Here is a 15370-nt window from a genome sequence, read left to right as displayed (position 1 = left end):
GGGCGCCGGGGGCTCGCTAGGGTCGGCGGACGTGACGACCCTCCCCGAGATCCTGTCCCGCACCGCCCCCTCCTGGGCCGCGGCGACCCAGCACCCCTTCCTCGACGCCGTGCGCGAGGGGGACCTGCCCGCGGCTGCGTTCGACACCTGGCTCGTGCAGGACCACCTCTTCGTCACGGACCTGCTGCACTTCCAGGCCCGGCTGCTCGCCCGCGCACCGCGGGAGGCCCGCGCCGTGCTGGCCGCCGGCTGCGTCGCGGTGGTGGAGGAGCTGGCCTGGTTCGAGGAGCAGGCCGGCTCCCGCTCCCTCGACCTGGCCGCCGCACCGCTGCCGGCGACGAGCGCGTACGCGGTGCTGCTGCAGGGGCTGGACGCCGCCGGTCCCGACGAGGCACTGCTGGCGCTGTGGGCGCTGGAGCGCGTCTACCTCGAGGCGTGGACGCACGCCTCGCCGAGCACGGCCTACGGCCCGTTCGTCGAGCACTGGACCACCCCGGGGTTCGCCGCGTACGTCGCGGAGCTCGAGGCGGTGGCGGCCGCGGCCGTGACGCGCCTGTCCGCGGACGAGGCGGTGCGGACGGTGGAGACCGTGCTGCGGCACGAGGTGGACTTCTGGTCGATGGCCCTGCCGGCGGTCCCCGCCCGGTAGGGACCCGTCGCTGCCCGGCGGCACCCCGGGCCGGGGTTCCCCCAGAACCCCGGCCCGCTCCGGTCGTGGTGGCGGGAGTCGAACCCGCCTACCGGCGGCACAGGGCCCGTGCGTCCCCGTGCCGCCGCCAGTTCCACTGCACCACGTCAGCGCGGCGCCGCCGCCCGGCGCAGGCGCGTCGCCGCCTCCAGAGGGTGCCCGGGCACGGCTTGCCGGGCAACGGGATTTCGCCGGCTCAGACGCGGGGCGGCGGGAGCCGGTAGACGGACACGTGCGACCGCGACTCGGCGGTGAACTCGGCCCCGGAGAAGTCGGCGCACCTGCTCTCCAGCTCGAAGCCTGCCAGCTGGGCCATCAGGTCGAGCTCCGCCGGCCACACGTAGCGGTGGGGGCTGCGGAACAGCTCCGCCTGCCGGCCCTCGCCGAAGCGGACGTGGTGCGAGACGACGCGCTGGCGCAGGACGTCGTAGGTGTCCAGGCCGATGGAGCCGGGCTCGCAGTGCCACACGGTGGCCTGCCGGCCGGGTGGGAGCGCACGCAGCTCGGGAACCCACAGTTCGACGAGGAACCGGCCCCCCGGCACGAGGTGGCGGGCGGCGTTGCGGAAGCAGGCGACCTGCTCGGCCTGCTCCAGGAGGTTGGAGATCGTGTTGAAGACGAGGTAGACGAGGGTGAACTCCCCCGGGACGCGGGCGCTCGCCATGTCCCCGACGACCACGGGGATCGCCGCCTCGTCCACCTTCGTCCGCAACCGCTCGACCATGGGCGGCGACAGCTCGATGCCGGCGACGGGCACTCCCCGTTCGGCGAGGGGAACGGCGACCCTGCCGGTTCCGACGGCGAACTCCAGCGCCCGGCCGTCGCCGGCCAGCCCGGCCAGGCGCTCGACCGTCGGCCCGAGGACCTCCGGCGCGAACATGCCGGTCCCCGGGGTGTCGTAGCTGCGGGCGGCCTCGGCGTCCCAGATCTGCTGCACGCGTTCCACGATCGTTCGCGGCGCACGGCCCGTCCAACGGTTTGACCGTCGCACGCGGCGCGCGGCGGGGCACTCGCCGGAACCCCCGCCCGGCGCGGCCCGTTGGCCGGGCATGCGCGCGCAGCGGGAGGACGCGATCGCCCGTCGGGGCGCGGACCAGGACGAGCACGTCGTGCTGCGCCCGGTGCTGCCGGGCGCACCCGGGCGGTTCCCGCTGACCTACGTCCGCGCCCGGCCCCGCACCGCAGCGGGGGCCGCGGCCGGGCGGGTGCCGGTGCTGGTCCTGCCCGGCGGACCGGGCCTCGCCTCGGCCGCCCCGTACGTCCGCTTCCGCGCGCTGGCGAGCAGGCGCGGACTGGACGTCCTCATGGTCGAGCACCGCGGCATCGGCCTGTCCCGCCGCGACGAGCACGGCGACGACCTGCCCCGGGAGGCCGTCACCGTCGAGCACGTCGTCGAGGACCTCGCCGCGGTGCTGGAGCACGCCGGCGTCCCCCGCGTCGTCGTCTACGGCTCCTCCTACGGCACCTACCTGGCGCAGGCGTTCGGCGCCCGCCACCCCGGGGCCGTCGAGGCGATGGTGCTGGACTCGCCCATGCTGTCGGTGCAGGACCTGGCCATCGTCCGCGCCCACCGCCGGCGGCTGTTCTGGCACGGCGAGGACCCCACCCTGGCGCCCGTGGCCGCCACCGTGCGCGCGCTGGCCGCCGACGGGGTGCCGATGGCCGAGCTCAGCCAGGTCGTGCAGGTGGTGCACGAGTTCGCCGGCCCCGAGGTGCTGCACCGGCTGCTGCTGGCCCGCCGCCGCGGTCGCCTGCAGCGCACCTGGCGGCGGATCAGCCGCCTCGGCCTCGCCGAGCTCGACGGCCCCGGCGCCCCCTACTTCATGGAGCCCGACCTTGTCGCCGGCATCGCCTACGGCCAGCTCGGCTTCGGCCTGCCGCCCGACGGCGGGCCCCTGGACCCCCAGCTCCCCTTCGCCGAGGTCGCCGCGCACCGACCCGCCTACGCCGGTGAGCCCTTCGACCTGCCCGCGGAGCTGCCGGGGTTCACCTGGCCCACGGTCGTCCTCTCCGGCGAGCGCGACCTGCGCACCCCCCGGCCCGTGGCCGAGCGCGTCGCCGGGCTCGCCCCCGGCGGGGTGCTCGTCCCGCTGGCCGCGACCGGGCACAGCGCACTCGACACCCACCGGCTCGCCGCCCTGCACGTCGCCGGCGCGGCCGCCGCCGGGACCGTGCACCGGTTGCCGGGGCTCGCGGACCGCATCGCCGCCCTGCCCCGCCGCGGTCCCTCCCGCCTCCTCGGCGCCGCCATCACCGCCGCGGTCACCACCGGCGCCGGCCTGCCCTGAGCGCGGCCGGGGATCCCACTCCCCTGGCACCGCCTACTCCCCCGGCACCGCCCGCTCCTCCACCGCGTTCCCCCGGGCTCCCAGCAGCGCCGCGCCCGCCAGCAGCAGGTCCGCCACGGTGAGCAGCACCCGCGACAGCAGCGCCACGACCAGCGCGCCGCCACCGCCCAGCGCGCCCGCCGCCCCGGCCGTCAGCACCGCCACGAGAGCCGCTTCCCGCGCTCCCGCCCCGGCAGGGGCGATCAGCACCAGGAAGCCCACCACCCAGGCGAGGGCGTAGCCGCCCACCGACAGCGCCAGCAGGTGCGCACCGGTCCCCGCGGACGGCCCCGCCGCAGCGACCGCCGCAGCGACCGAGGAGACCAGCACGAAGACCTGCCCCCCTACCGCCAGCCACGACGCCAGCGACCACCCCGCCGCGGCCAGCAGCCCACGCGCCGAGAGCCCCTGCTCCAGCGGCGGCTGCCGGGCCGCACGCAGCAGCAGGCCCAGCAGCGGGTTCAGCACGCGCGGCACCAGCAGCAGGGCCAGCACCGGCACCGCCCACGGCAGCCACCGCGTCCACGCGAACCCGCCCGCCCCCCAGCCGAGCGCCAGCGGCAGCACCGCCACCACCAGCAGCGCCGCCGTCGTCATCGACACCAGCAGCGACACCCCCAGCGCCGAGGCCGTGCGCCGACGCGGCACCCCGTGGTCGCGACCCAGCTCGGCCTGGGCGAGGAACTGCCACACGGTGCCCGGCACGTAGCGGCCGAGCTGCCCCACGAGGAACACCCGCGCCGCCGGGCGCCACGGCAGCGGGGACCCCAGGTCCGCCACCACCGCCCGCCACGCCGCCCCCGTCAGGGCCACGTTCGCCGCCGACAGCAGCAGCGCCAGCAGCGCTGCTCCCGCGTCCAGGCGCGCCAGCGCAGCCGAGACCGCGGCCCGCTCGCTCAGCACCGCCGCCACCGCGAACCCCAGCGCCAGGACGAGGAACCCCCCGCGGACGCCCCGCGAGCGGGTCAGGCGCAGCAGCCGCTGCAGCACCTCAGCCCCGGCGGCGGAACGTCAGCAGCACGAACGTGTAGTCCAGCCCCGTGCGCTTCCAGTGCACCGGCCGCTCCGGGTGCGCGAGGACCCCGTCGTCCAGCTCCCCCACCAGCTCCAGCCCCGCCGCCGCGGCCTGCGCGACCAGCTCCCGCACGTCGGCCGGGGAGAAGATCCGCACCGGCACCCCGTAGGCGGTGACGCCCGTGGTGTCCGGCGGGTCCTGGTCGTAGTCGGTGGACACCACGAGGATCCCGCCCGGGCGCAGGATCCGCGCCGTCTCGGCGAGGAACTCCCGCACCGGGACGCCGTGCTCGAGAACGGACATGCACGTCACGGCGTCCAGGCTGCCGTCCGGCAGGCCCGTGCGGGTCACGTCGCCGTGGCGGAACTCCACGCCGTCGCGGTGCACCGGCGCCCCGAACTCCAGGTTGATGCCCGCCAGGGACCCGCGCTCGGCGCCGAGGCCGTACAGCCGCAGCCACGGCAGCACCGGCGAGTAGCGGGCGCTGCCGGCGTCGAGGACCCGCGCGCTGCGGGAGCCGTCGTCGGCCAGGGTGAGCACCGCCGCCACCGCGCCGAGGGCGTCCCAGTTCTTCGGGGCGTCGACGTGGGCGGGCAGCCGCAGCCGCTTCGCCTGCGCCACGGCGTCGGCGACCTCCGCGGCGTCGTGCAGCACCCCCGTGCGGGGAACCCCGCTGGGCACCGGCCGGTACGGCGCCGACCCCAGCCGCTCCGACACCCTGCGCTGGACCGAGACCCGGCCCCACAGGGCGTGCTCGGCGCCGCGCTTGGCGACCTCCAGCAGCCGCCCGCCCGGCGGCGCCGCGGCCGTCCCGCCGTCCGCGGCGGCGTCCACCGCGGCGAGGTAGCGCTCCCAGGGGGAGTCCAGGTCCGGCACCCGCACCCCCGCGCGCAGCCGCTCCCGCTCCGCCGGGTCGGTGAGGCGCCGCAGCGCGGCCACCAGCGCCGCCACGTCCCCCGGCGGCACGAGCAGGCCGTCCACGCCGTCGCGCACCTGCTCGCCGAAGCTGCCCGTGCGGCTCGCCAGGACCGGCAGGCCGTGCGCGAACGCCAGCAGCGCGTTCTGCGACGCCGTGCCGCTGCGGTAGGGCAGGGCGAGCACGTCGTGCGCGGCGAGCAGCTCCGGCAGCTCCGGAGCGGGCACGTACCCCGCGCGCAGCTCCACCCGCGGGCCGAGCTGCGCCGCCAGCCCCGCCACCCGCTGGCCCGCCGCCCCCCAGAACTCCCCCGCGATCGTCAGCCGCACGCCCGGGACGTGGCCCATCGCCTCCAGCAGCAGGTCCAGGCCCTTGTAGTCGCGCACCACCCCGAGGCTCAGCAGCCGCAGGTCACCGTCGTGCGGGGCCGTCCCGTGCGGCTGCCGCGGCGCGGGTGCGCCCCCCGGCAGGTGCGGCGGCAGCGGCGCCACCTCCACGCGGCGGGCGCCGTGGGCCCGCGCCAGCTCCGCCTGCTCCTGCGAGTGCACGACCACGCCGTCCACCGCCGACAGCAACCGCCGCACCAGGACGGCGTCGGCCGGTCCCGGCTCGTGCGGCAGCACGTTGTGCGCCACGACCACCGTGCGCGGCGACGGCCCGCCACCCGAGCGCGCCCCCGCCAGCACCGCCAGCAGCGCCGGCACCTGCAACGGCACCACGTGCGCGAGGAGCAGGACGTCCCGCCCCGCCACGCGCCGCCCCGCGCGCCACCAGGAGTCCGGCCGGTCCCACCGCAGCGGGTAGGACGTGCGCGGGAACAGCGGCACGTCGGGGGTTCCGCCGGGCACCGCCAGCTCCCCCGGGTACAGCAGCGCCGGGTACAGCTTCGACCAGGACACCACCTCGACGGTGCCGCGTTCGCGGGCCTCCAGCCGGTGCGCCAGCTCCGTGGTGTGGGCGACGACGCCGCCCTTGGCCGGGTGGGCCGGGCCCACCAGCGCCGTGCGCACCCGCGCGCCCCGCTCGCCGCTCACGCGCCGTCCCGGGAGCGGACGACGAGGTCGGCCAGCAGCGCCACCGAGCCGATCAGCAACCCGGACACCAGCAGCAGCACCGTGTTCGCGGGGAAGTAGAACGGGTGCCGCACCATGTCGACGACCGCCTTGAGGAACCCGGTGCCGAACAGGAACAGCGCCAGCGGCATGAGCACCCGCAGCGGCTCGAAGTACATGACCATCCGCAGCACCTGCAGGATGTAGCGGTAGGCGTCCTTGACGAAGTGGAACTTCGAGCGGCCCGAGCGCTTGGCGTACTCGATCGGCACGTACTTGATGTCGTGCTGGTTCGACAGGAACGACAACGTGATCGTCGTGACGCAGCTGAACCCCGCCGGCAGCAGCCGCAGGTACGGCAGCGCCACCGAGCGGCGGAACGCGCGCAGGCCGGAGTTCAGGTCGGGGATGCGCTCGTTCGTCAGGGTCTCCGCCACCTTGCGGATCACCCACTTCGCCGGCACCCGCAGCACCTTGTGCGAGCCCTCCTCGCTGGTGCGCGCTCCCACGACCTGGTCGTAGGAGTCGTCCTCCAGCAGCATCCGCACCAGTTCGGGGATGCGCTCGTTCGGGTAGGTCAGGTCGGCGTCCGTCCACACCACCACCTGCCCGCGCGCCATCTGCGTGCCGATGCGCCGGACCGTGCCCGAACCGCCGTTGCGGCGGAAGGCCACGACCTTCACGTGCGCCATCACCCGCTCCGCCTCCCGCAGCACCGCCAGGGTGGAGTCGGTGGAGGCGTCGTCGATCGCGAGGAGCTCGTAGGGCATGCCGTCCGCGTCCATCGCCGCGGTGATGCGCCGCAGCTCCGCGAGGACGTTCTGCTCCTCGTTGAAGCAGGGCAGCACGATCGTGGCGACGGGCGCGGGGCCGTCACCGGCCGCCGCGGCGGCCTGCAGGGACCCCGTCGGCTCGGCGGCGGCCGCGATCTCCGCAGTGGTGTCGCGGGCAGCGGTGTCCCGGACGGCGGGCAGGGGTCCGGCCGCCGCGGGGGCGGGCGCGCTCTGGGCGGGAAGTTCGGGTGCCATGGCGGGGGCGAGCTTAGCCGCCGGGCCCGCCCCCGCCGGGCGCCGCGCGGCGGCTCCTCCTCACGCGGCCAGCCGCACCACGGGAGCGCTGTCCGCGACCTCGCGCACCGACCGGGCCGGAGCCGCGCCCTGCCGGGCGCTGGGGCGGGCGGCGGGACTGAGCTGGGTGCGGGCCAGGCGGTGCCGGGTCACCGAGGCGGGCTGCACCCCGGCGAGCTGGTGCACCACGAGCTCGCGGCGGCGCTGTTCCCGGCGCAGCAGCTCCTCCGCCTCCAGCTCCACCTGCGCGGCGAGCAGCAGGTCCGACAGCCGCAGGCCGAGCGCGGCGCAGATGGCGGCCAGCACCTCGCTGGAGGGTTCCTTCTGCCCGCGCTCCACCTCGGAGAGGTAGCCGAGGGACACCCCGGCGCTCGCGGCGACGTCCCGCAGGGTCCGCCGCCGGTCGCGCCGGGCGCTGCGCAGCGCGGCGCCGAGGAGGGATCGCAGGAGCACCATGGACCGACGGTAGGCGCCGCGCGGCGGGCGCGCCCCGGCCGTTCGCTCACAGCGTGCGCCCTCCCCCGCGCGACCCCGTCCCCGGAAAGGACCCTTTCCGGGGTCCGGCCCCGTCGTGCGACCCCGGAAAGGGTCCTTTCCGGGAGAAGGGGACGGGGAGAAGGGGACGGGGAGAAGGGGACGGGCCCGGGCTCAGCCCCCGGGTGCCTCGGCCAGCCAGAGGCCGACGTGGATGCGCTGGGCGCCGTCCGGGCGCTCCTCCAGCACCCGCTCGTCCTCCGTCGTGGAGATCCGCACCGCTTGCCGCACCGCCCGCTCGGGCACCCCCAGCCGCACCAGCGACGCGGGGTCGTCCGCCGCCACCAGAACCGGCCGCCCCCCGGCCTCCCGGACGCGGCGCGCCGCCCGGTCGATCGCCGCGCGCTGCGCCTGCACCACCGCCGGGGAACCGGGCCGCCCCAACCGGGAGGGCACCACGATCGACGCGGCCGGCACCCCGCACACCCCCCGCAGCACCTGCGGCCACTCGTTGCGCGCCCGCGAGTCCACCGCCAGCGCCACGTCCCCCGGGGAGAAGGCCCGGCACGCCGTGCGCACCGCCGCCACCTGCCCGCGCTCGGTGCGCAGCCCCGCCACGGGCGCCGTCGCCGCCGCGGCGGGGGCCAGCAGCAGCACCGCACCCACCCCTGCCACGACCGGCACGAGCCGCGCCGGAACCCGTCCCGCCCGCAGCTCCCCCGCCCTCCACGCCCCCACCCACCGGAGCGCCGCCGCCAGGCCCGCCACGGACAGCAGCACCACCGCGGGCAGCACCACCGGCACGAGGCGGCGGTCCGCCCACGGGTGGTCCGGGGTGATGCCGGGCCGGTACAGCGTCAGCAGCACCGAGCCCAGCGCCACCGCGAACGGGCCGCTCCACGCCGGCAGCTCCGCCCCGGACCGCAGCGCCGCCACCAGCCGCCGCAGCAGCACGACCGCCACCACCGCGGCCACCACCACCGCCGGCCAGCCGAGGTACCAGGCCACCCAGTCCACCGAGTGCTCCGCGTACGTGCGGCCCCCGTCCACCGGCAGGTCCTGCCGCTGCTGCAGCCCCGCCACGAGCTTCGCGCCGGGGTCCTCGGGGTCCTGGCGCACCACCAGCCACAGCGGGCGGCTCGCCAGGCCCAGCAGCACGACCGCCAGCAGCCCCGCCACCACGTCCGGCAGGCGCGGCGACCGCAGCACGCCCACCCGCGCGAGGAACCCCCCGCGGGCCAGGCGCACCGCCACCGCGCAGCCCAGCGCGACGAGCACCGTCAGCGCCAGCAGCGGCAGCAGCGACCCCCAGATGGTCGCCAGGTACGGCCTCGACAGCGCCACCGCCGCGGCCCCGGAGAGCACCGTCGTGGCGACCGCGCCCGCCAGCAGCGCCCGCGCGGCGGGGTGCCGGCGCACGAGCAGCACCGCCACCACCGGCAGCAGCAGCAGCACCTCGCGCAGCGCGTCCACCCGGACGAAGCCGGCGCCGCCGAACAGCAGCCCGGCACCGCCGCCGAGCCGGGCCGCCGTCGTGCCCCGGCTCGCGCACGCCGCGGCGAGCAGGGCGGCGGCCGCCGCGAGCAGCAGCAGCGCGGGCGGCTCGGAGTACGTGGAGCGGGCCGCGTGCAGGACGGGCTGGGCCAGGGCGGTGACGGCCGCGGCCAGCGGCGCCCAGCGCACTCCGACGAGGCGTCCCGCCAGCCCCGCCACGGCCAGCACGGCGGCCCCGGACAGCAGGGCGGGCACGAGCAGCAGGCCCGTCCAGCCACCGGCCCACTCGCCCAGGCTGAACAGGGCCGGCGCCCCCAGCAGGAACTGCGGCACGACGGTGACGTCGGCTCCGGTGCCCACCTCGTAGAAGGCGGGGCTGGCCACGGTGACGTTCGGGTCCGCCAGCGCCTCGGGCCCTCCCAGGGCCCGCAGCGACGGGTCGACGGGCAGCCCGCCGTGGACGCTGAGGTGGTGGGCGTAGTTGGCCAGCGAGCCGGCGTCGCGGCGCAGGACGAGGTGCTCGGCGCGGGTGGCGCCCGCCCACAGCGCGTGCCCGGCGGCCACGCCGAGCGTGAGAAGCACCGCCCAGCGGGGTGCGGCGGGCGCGGGGACCTGCCAGCCGATCCGCGCGGCGAGGGCCCCGAGGACGAGCACCACGGGCACGGCCGTCCAGGGCCGCCAGGCGTCGAGGAGGACCAGCGGGACGGCCAGCGCGCAGACCGCGGCCACGGCGGCGGCGAGCGCGACCGGCAGCCGCCCGAGCAGGTCTCCCCAGAGGGCCCCCGGCGGGCGGGTGGGCGCGGGGCGGGCGGCGGCGTCGGGCACGGGCCCAGACGGTAACAACGCCGGTGATCCCCTCGCGCTGGACGGATGCGGCACCGCACCGCCGCATCCGCCGGGCCGGTGCGGATCACGGCCCCTACGCTGGCCGGATGCCCGATGCGACCCTGCCGCCGTCCCTGCCGCCGTCGGTGCCGGAGCTGCTGCGCCGCATGGTCACCGACGACCCCACCCGGCCGCGGCTGACGTTCTACGGGCCCCGCTGGGCGGAGGACGGCGAGCGCATCGAGCTGTCCGCGCGGGTGCTGGACACGTGGGTGTCGAAGACGGCGAACCTGCTGGTGGAGGAGTTCGACGCCGGTCCGGGCACCACCGTGGGCCTCGACCTGCCGGCGCACTGGCGCAGCGCGGTCTGGCAGCTCGCGGCCTGGTCGGTGGGCGCGGGCGTCGCCGTCGCTCCCGCGGACGCCGCGGACGTGGACCTGCTCGTGACGTCGGAGGCGGCGGCCGCGGAGGAGGCCGGCGGGGACGCGGTGGCCGTGGCCCTCGCGCCGCTGGCGACGTCCTTCCCCGGTGGCGCACCGGCCGGGGCGCTGGACTACGCGCGGGTGATCACCGGCTACGGCGACGTGTTCCGCCCGCTGGAGGAGCCGGCGCCGGACGCGCCCGCGCTGCGCGCCGCGGGGGGCGCCACCACCTTCGGCGACCTGCTGCCGCAGGCCCTGGCGGCGGGCTCGGCCTGGGGCGTGGGCGTGCGGCTGCTGACGGACGCCGGGCCCGCCGATGCGGTGCGCGGGCTGCTGGCCCCCTACGTGCGGGGCGGCTCGGTCGTGCTCGCCCCGGGGCTGGCGGAGCTGCCGGACCGGGCCCGCGAGCAGGAGCTGGTCACGGAGGTCCTGAGCACGGGGACCTGAGCACGGGACCCGGCGGGTCCGGCCCGTTCCGGCTACTCCCAACGGCTCAAGGCCGCGGCCCGTGGTGCCGACGTGAGGACGTGACCTCCTCCCTGTCCCGCCTGCGCCTCGGGCACCGCCTCGGCGCGTCGTTCGCCGTCGTCGTCCTGCTGATGCTGGCGGTCCTCGCGGTCGGGCTGCGCACTGCCTCGACGCAGAGCGCCGCCGCGGAGGAGATGGACCGCACGGAGCAGTTCCTGACCGCCGCGATGGAGGCGAAGTACGACACGGCCGACCTCAACGGCTGGCAGACCGCCTACGCCTTCGACGCGGTGCGCGAGGGTGCCGCGCAGGCGGCCGACGACGCCCCGTCCCGGGCGGCCTTCCTCGCCGCCGTCGCGCGCTTCGAGGGGACCCTCGACACCGTGCAGTCGTTCAGCACGAACGCCGAGACGGACGACGACCTCGCGCAGACGCGGGCGCTGCTCGAGGAGTTCATGGCGGTCGACTCCCGCATCGCCGAGGCCTACCGCTCCGGCGACCCGGCCCAGGCGGAGGAGGCCACCGCGCTGGTGCTGGGCAAGGAGATCGAGCTCTTCAACGCCATGTCGGAGCTGCTGGCGGAACTGGCCGGTGACGCCGCCGGCGAGTCGGAGGCCGCCAAGGCCGGGGCCGCGGAGGCCGCGCGCAAGGGCCGGCAGCTGATGTGGACGCTCGGCGCGATCGCCGTCGTCGCGGCGACCGCCCTCGCCGCCGCGGTCACGCGCTCCATCACCCGCCCCGTCGGCGCCGTGCGCGACCGCCTCACCCGCCTCGCCGCCGGCGACCTCGCCACACCGCTGACCGTGCAGGGCGGCGACGAGGTCGCCGACATGGCCGGCGCCCTGACCAGCGCGCTGGGCTCGCTGCGCGAGGCGATGTCCACCATCGCCGGCGACGCGCACGTCCTGGCCGCCGCCTCCACGCAGCTGTCCGCCACCTCCACGCAGCTCTCCGGTGCGGCGGCGGAGTCCGCGGCGCAGTCCCGCCTCGTCTCCGGCGCCGCGGGCTCCGTCTCCACCAGCATCCAGACCGTCGCCGCGGGCACCGAGCAGATGGGCTCCTCCATCCAGGAGATCGCCCACAACGCCACCGACGCCACCGGCATCGCCTCCCAGGCCGTGACCGTCGTGGACAGCACCAGCAGCACCATCGCCCGCCTCGGCGAGTCGTCGGCGGAGATCGGCGACGTGGTCAAGGCCATCACCTCCATCGCAGAGCAGACCAACCTGCTCGCCCTCAACGCCACCATCGAGGCCGCCCGCGCCGGGGAGGCCGGCAAGGGCTTCGCCGTCGTCGCCGGCGAGGTCAAGGAACTGGCCCAGCAGACCGCCCGCGCCACCGAGGACATCACCCGCCGCGTCGGGGTCATCCAGGGCGACACGAGCGCGGCCGTCGCCGCCATCGGGGAGATCGCGGAGATCATCGGCCGGATCAACGCCAGCCAGATGACGATCGCCTCCGCCGTGGAGGAGCAGGCGGCCACCACCAAGGAGATGAGCCGCAACGTCGCCGAGGCCGCGGGCGGCGCCGACGAGATCGCGCGCAACGTGGACCGGGTCGCCTCGGCGGCGGAGGACACCACGCACGGGGCCGGGCAGACCGCCCGGGCCGCCGACGAGCTGTCCAGCATGGCGGCCGGCCTGCAGCAGCTCGTGGGGCGCTTCTCCTTCTGAGCCGCCCTCCGCCACCGCGGGGCCGCGCCGCCTCACGCCAGGGTCAGGCGGTCCCGGCCCGCGCGCTTGGCGGAGAGCATCGCCGTGTCGGCGGAGCCCAGCGCCTCCCGCAGCGTCGGCGCTGTCGCCGCCCCGACCGAGACGCTCACCTGCAGCCTCGGGTCGATGCGCTCCCACTCCTCCTGCCGCACCGCGTCCAGGATCCGCGCACCCAGCGCCCGCCCCGCCGAGGGGTCGCTGCCCGGGGCGAGCAGCACCACGAACTCGTCGCCGCCGAAGCGGATCGGCACGTCCCCGCGGCGGCACTGGGCGGCCAGCACCCTGCCGAGGCGGGCCAGCACCCGGTCCCCCACGTCGTGGGAGAGCAGGTCGTTGACCGCCTTGAACTCGTCGACGTCGACGAAGACCAGCGTCACCTCCCCCGCCGCCGAGCCGGTCCCCTCCGCCCGCTCCAGGTGCACCTGGAGCAGGCGGCGGCTGCCGAGGCCGGTCAGCGCGTCGGTGAGCACCTGCGCCGTGGCCCGCTCCGCCTCCTCGGCGAGCAGCCGCACCCGCAGGCGGTGCTCCAGCGACTCGAAGCGGGCCGCACGGTCGCGCCACAAGCGGCGCATCGTCAGCTCCAGCAGCGAGCGCCAGGCGTCCACCACCTCCCGCCCCGCCCCGGCGCTCTCCACCTCGGCGACGGCCGCCAGCTCCAGCACCTGCCACAGCTCGCGGTCCTCGGTGCAGCGGGCCGCGCGGACGGCCGAGAGCTGCTCCCGGGCGGCGGCCGGCTCACCCCTCCCCGCGAGCAGCAGGGCCAGGGACAGCCGCGACGCCCGGGTCTCGGGGAACTCCGGCAGCAGCTGCGGGGTGGCGAGCGCCTCGCGGATGCGCGCCTCCGCCAGCGCCGGTTCCCCCAGCCGCTGCCACGCGGCGCCCTCGAGGGCCAGCGCCAGCGCGGCGACCGCGGGGTGGACGGAGCGCTCGGCCCAGGACGCCAGGGCCGCCGTCCGGCTCAGGGTCCGCAGGTACTGCCGCCGGGCCCCGGCGAGGTCGCCGGTGAGCTCCAGGAACGCCCCCCACAGCAGCCGGTTGAGGCAGCTGTTGCGCAGGACCACGTCGACGATGCCGGGGCCGGCCCGGGGGGAGTGCAGCGCCTGCGCGAGCAGGTCGTCGCAGTGCTCGAAGAGCAGCATCGAGCGGAACGCCATCGCGACGGAGACCGTGGCGGACAGGTGGTTGTAGGAGGCGCCGGGCACGGCGACGATGCCCTGCGCCTCGGCGAGGACGTCCATCGCCTCCCCGTAGTGGCCCGCGTAGCCGAGCGCGTCCGCGAGCAGCGCCAGGCCCTTCGCCCGCCACCAGGCCGCCGCGCCGGTGCCCTCCCCGTCGTCGGGCAGCCGGGCCAGCAGGGTGCGCGCCGCGCCGGCCGCGGCGTCGTGCCGCCCGGTCTCCAGGCACGCGACGCCGGTGATGAAGAGGAGGTAGCGGGACGTCTGCTCGTCGCCGACGGCGTCGCACCAGGTGAGGCCGGCGGCGCAGTCGCGCAGCGCCTCGTCCCAGCGGCCCTCGTAGTAGAGCTCGTAGGCCCAGGTGGCGAGGACGTCGAAGGGGCCGAACTCCCCGACCGGCTCCAGCGCGGCTGTCGTCCTCGGGCCCACCCGCCCACCGTAGCCCGGACGCCGCCCCCGCCCCGTGAGCGGGCCGTCCGCGTCGCGGGCCTGCGGCTAGGGTCTGCGGTCATGAGCGTTCTGGTCACCGGAGGTGCCGGCTACATCGGCTCCCACGTCGTACGGCTGCTGCAGGAGCGCGGTCAGGACGTGGTGGTCGTCGACGACCTGTCGAACGGGTCCGCGAGCCGCACGGGCGGTGCGCCGATCGTCCAGGTGGACCTGGCCGTCGACGCGGCCCCCGCCCGGCTGGTGGAGGCGATGCGCGAGCACGACGTGAGCTCGGTCATCCACTTCGCGGCGCGCAAGCAGGTCGGCGAGTCCGTCGCGAAGCCCGCCTGGTACTGGAAGCAGAACGTCGGCGGCACCGCGAACCTCCTCCTGGCGATGGAGGAGGCGGGCGTCTCGCAGCTGGTGTTCTCCTCCTCGGCGGCGACCTACGGCGCCCCGGCCACGGAGCTGGTGCGGGAGGACGGCCCGGCCGAGCCGATCAACCCCTACGGGCAGACGAAGCTCGTCGGCGAGTGGATGACGCAGGGCGCGGCGGTGGCGTGGGGCCTGCGCGCGGCGAACCTGCGCTACTTCAACGTCGCGGGTGCGGGCTGGCCGGACCTGGGCGACCCGGCGGCCATGAACCTGATCCCGATGGTGTTCGACCGCCTGGAGCGGGGCGAGGCCCCCGCCATCTTCGGCGACGACTACCCCACGCCGGACGGCACGTGCATCCGCGACTACGTCCACGTCCTGGACCTGGCGCGCGCCCACCTCGCGGCGCTGGACCACCTCGCCACCGACGAGCGGCCCTTCGACGTCTTCAACGTCGGCACCGGCACCGGCGCGTCGGTGCGGCAGGTGATCGACGAGGTCCGCCGCGCGTCGGGACGCGAGGTGGAGCCGGTCGTGAACCCGCGCCGCCCGGGCGACCCGCCGAAGCTGGTGGCGGACGTCTCCCGCGTCCGCGACGTGCTGGGCTGGGAGGCGTCGGAGGACCTGACCTCCATCGTCGGCTCCGCCTGGGAGGCCTGGCGCACGACCCGCTGAGCCCGCCGGAACCACCCGCTCCCCGCGGTCTCGCGGCGGTGCTGCCGGATCCCGGCGGCACCGCCGCGACACGCGGAGAGCACGAACCTCCCACAGACCTCCCACCGGCTCACGTACTGTCCGTACTGGCATGAGCACGACAAGTCGTAGGCACTCCCGAGCGGGGTCGCTGGACGGGGCACGCAGCGTCTCCTAGGTTGCGTCCCGGTCCGCCGCCCGCTCAAGGTCCAGCCCACACTCGCCGATGCACGGACGA

The 15370-nt window shown here is 76.9% G+C and carries 12 protein-coding genes and 1 tRNA gene; 5 read left to right on the top strand and 8 right to left on the bottom strand.

Annotated features, from left to right (window positions below; genetic code table 11):
• The first annotated feature begins 31 nt into the window (after positions 1-31).
• The gene (locus CLV92_RS06360) at positions 32-649 is read left to right on the top strand and encodes a TenA family protein (protein WP_245886480.1); all 618 of its coding nucleotides are present in this window, start codon (positions 32-34) and stop codon (positions 647-649) included.
• 63 nt (positions 650-712) lie between these two features.
• Here the strand turns inward: CLV92_RS06360 and CLV92_RS21320 are convergent.
• Both CLV92_RS21320 and CLV92_RS06355 read right to left on the bottom strand, forming a co-directional pair.
• Positions 713-795, bottom strand: a tRNA-His gene (locus CLV92_RS21320).
• Between the two features lie 89 nt (positions 796-884).
• Positions 885-1568 carry a class I SAM-dependent methyltransferase gene (locus CLV92_RS06355; protein ID WP_342762204.1) on the bottom strand — a complete coding sequence of 228 codons (684 nt, stop codon included), beginning with the start codon at positions 1566-1568 and terminating at the stop codon, positions 885-887.
• A gap of 169 nt (positions 1569-1737) precedes the next feature.
• On the opposite strand from CLV92_RS06355, the gene CLV92_RS06350 reads away from it, so the two are divergent.
• Positions 1738-2976 (top strand): alpha/beta fold hydrolase, encoded by a 1239-nt coding sequence (locus CLV92_RS06350; RefSeq protein ID WP_104431929.1) that lies wholly within the window; start codon positions 1738-1740, stop codon positions 2974-2976.
• 33 nt (positions 2977-3009) lie between these two features.
• Here the strand turns inward: CLV92_RS06350 and CLV92_RS06345 are convergent, their stop codons facing one another.
• From CLV92_RS06345 to CLV92_RS06325, 5 genes are all read right to left on the bottom strand, one after another.
• Positions 3010-4005: a lysylphosphatidylglycerol synthase domain-containing protein gene (locus CLV92_RS06345; RefSeq protein WP_104431928.1), complete on the bottom strand. Its 996-nt coding sequence runs from the start codon at positions 4003-4005 to the stop codon at positions 3010-3012.
• A gap of 1 nt (position 4006) precedes the next feature.
• Entirely contained in the window at positions 4007-5980 is a 1974-nt protein-coding gene (locus tag CLV92_RS21315) for a glycosyltransferase (RefSeq protein WP_158257150.1), read from the bottom strand.
• The gene (locus CLV92_RS06335; RefSeq protein WP_104431927.1) at positions 5977-7026 is read right to left on the bottom strand and encodes a glycosyltransferase family 2 protein; all 1050 of its coding nucleotides are present in this window, start codon (positions 7024-7026) and stop codon (positions 5977-5979) included. Before CLV92_RS06335 ends, CLV92_RS21315 begins: the two co-directional genes overlap by 4 nt.
• 60 nt (positions 7027-7086) lie before the next feature.
• The gene (locus CLV92_RS22810) at positions 7087-7521 is read right to left on the bottom strand and encodes a helix-turn-helix domain-containing protein (RefSeq protein ID WP_104431926.1); all 435 of its coding nucleotides are present in this window, start codon (positions 7519-7521) and stop codon (positions 7087-7089) included.
• A gap of 192 nt (positions 7522-7713) precedes the next feature.
• Complete coding sequence (locus CLV92_RS06325; RefSeq protein WP_104431925.1) at positions 7714-9858, bottom strand: hypothetical protein; 2145 nt, start codon at positions 9856-9858, stop codon at positions 7714-7716.
• 107 nt (positions 9859-9965) lie between these two features.
• On the opposite strand from CLV92_RS06325, the gene CLV92_RS06320 reads away from it, so the two are divergent.
• A complete protein-coding gene (locus CLV92_RS06320) occupies positions 9966-10727 on the top strand; it encodes a TIGR03089 family protein (RefSeq protein WP_104431924.1) in 762 nt (253 codons plus the stop codon).
• Between the two features lie 80 nt (positions 10728-10807).
• Positions 10808-12421 (top strand): methyl-accepting chemotaxis protein, encoded by a 1614-nt coding sequence (locus CLV92_RS06315; protein ID WP_211290909.1) that lies wholly within the window; start codon positions 10808-10810, stop codon positions 12419-12421.
• A 32-nt stretch (positions 12422-12453) separates the two neighbouring features.
• Here the strand turns inward: CLV92_RS06315 and CLV92_RS22805 are convergent, their stop codons facing one another.
• Positions 12454-14064, bottom strand: coding sequence for a GGDEF domain-containing protein (locus CLV92_RS22805; protein ID WP_104431923.1), 1611 nt, complete (start codon positions 14062-14064; stop codon positions 12454-12456).
• 81 nt (positions 14065-14145) lie between these two features.
• On the opposite strand from CLV92_RS22805, the gene galE reads away from it, so the two are divergent.
• On the top strand, positions 14146-15114 hold the full coding sequence (gene galE / locus CLV92_RS06305; protein ID WP_104431922.1) for a UDP-glucose 4-epimerase GalE: 969 nt from the start codon (positions 14146-14148) through the stop codon (positions 15112-15114).
• The last annotated feature ends 256 nt before the right edge of the window (positions 15115-15370 follow it).

Origin of the sequence: Kineococcus xinjiangensis, assembly GCF_002934625.1 — a bacterium.
In the GTDB taxonomy this organism is placed as follows: domain Bacteria; phylum Actinomycetota; class Actinomycetes; order Actinomycetales; family Kineococcaceae; genus Kineococcus_A; species Kineococcus_A xinjiangensis.
The sequence above is the reverse complement of the archived record's forward strand: the minus strand, read 5'-3'. Positions and strand labels throughout refer to the sequence as shown.

What these genes read in the sequence shown, in the direction of transcription:
- CLV92_RS06350 (WP_104431929.1), top strand. Translation starts at nt 1,738, where the DNA reads ATGCGCGCGCAGCGGGAGGACGCGATCGCCCGTCGGGGCGCGGACCAG.
- CLV92_RS22810 (WP_104431926.1), bottom strand. Translation starts at nt 7,521, where the DNA reads ATGGTGCTCCTGCGATCCCTCCTCGGCGCCGCGCTGCGCAGCGCCCGG.
- CLV92_RS06320 (WP_104431924.1), top strand. Translation starts at nt 9,966, where the DNA reads ATGCCCGATGCGACCCTGCCGCCGTCCCTGCCGCCGTCGGTGCCGGAG.
- CLV92_RS06335 (WP_104431927.1), bottom strand. Translation starts at nt 7,026, where the DNA reads ATGGCACCCGAACTTCCCGCCCAGAGCGCGCCCGCCCCCGCGGCGGCC.
- CLV92_RS06355 (WP_342762204.1), bottom strand. Translation starts at nt 1,568, where the DNA reads ATGTTCGCGCCGGAGGTCCTCGGGCCGACGGTCGAGCGCCTGGCCGGG.
- galE (WP_104431922.1), top strand. Translation starts at nt 14,146, where the DNA reads ATGAGCGTTCTGGTCACCGGAGGTGCCGGCTACATCGGCTCCCACGTC.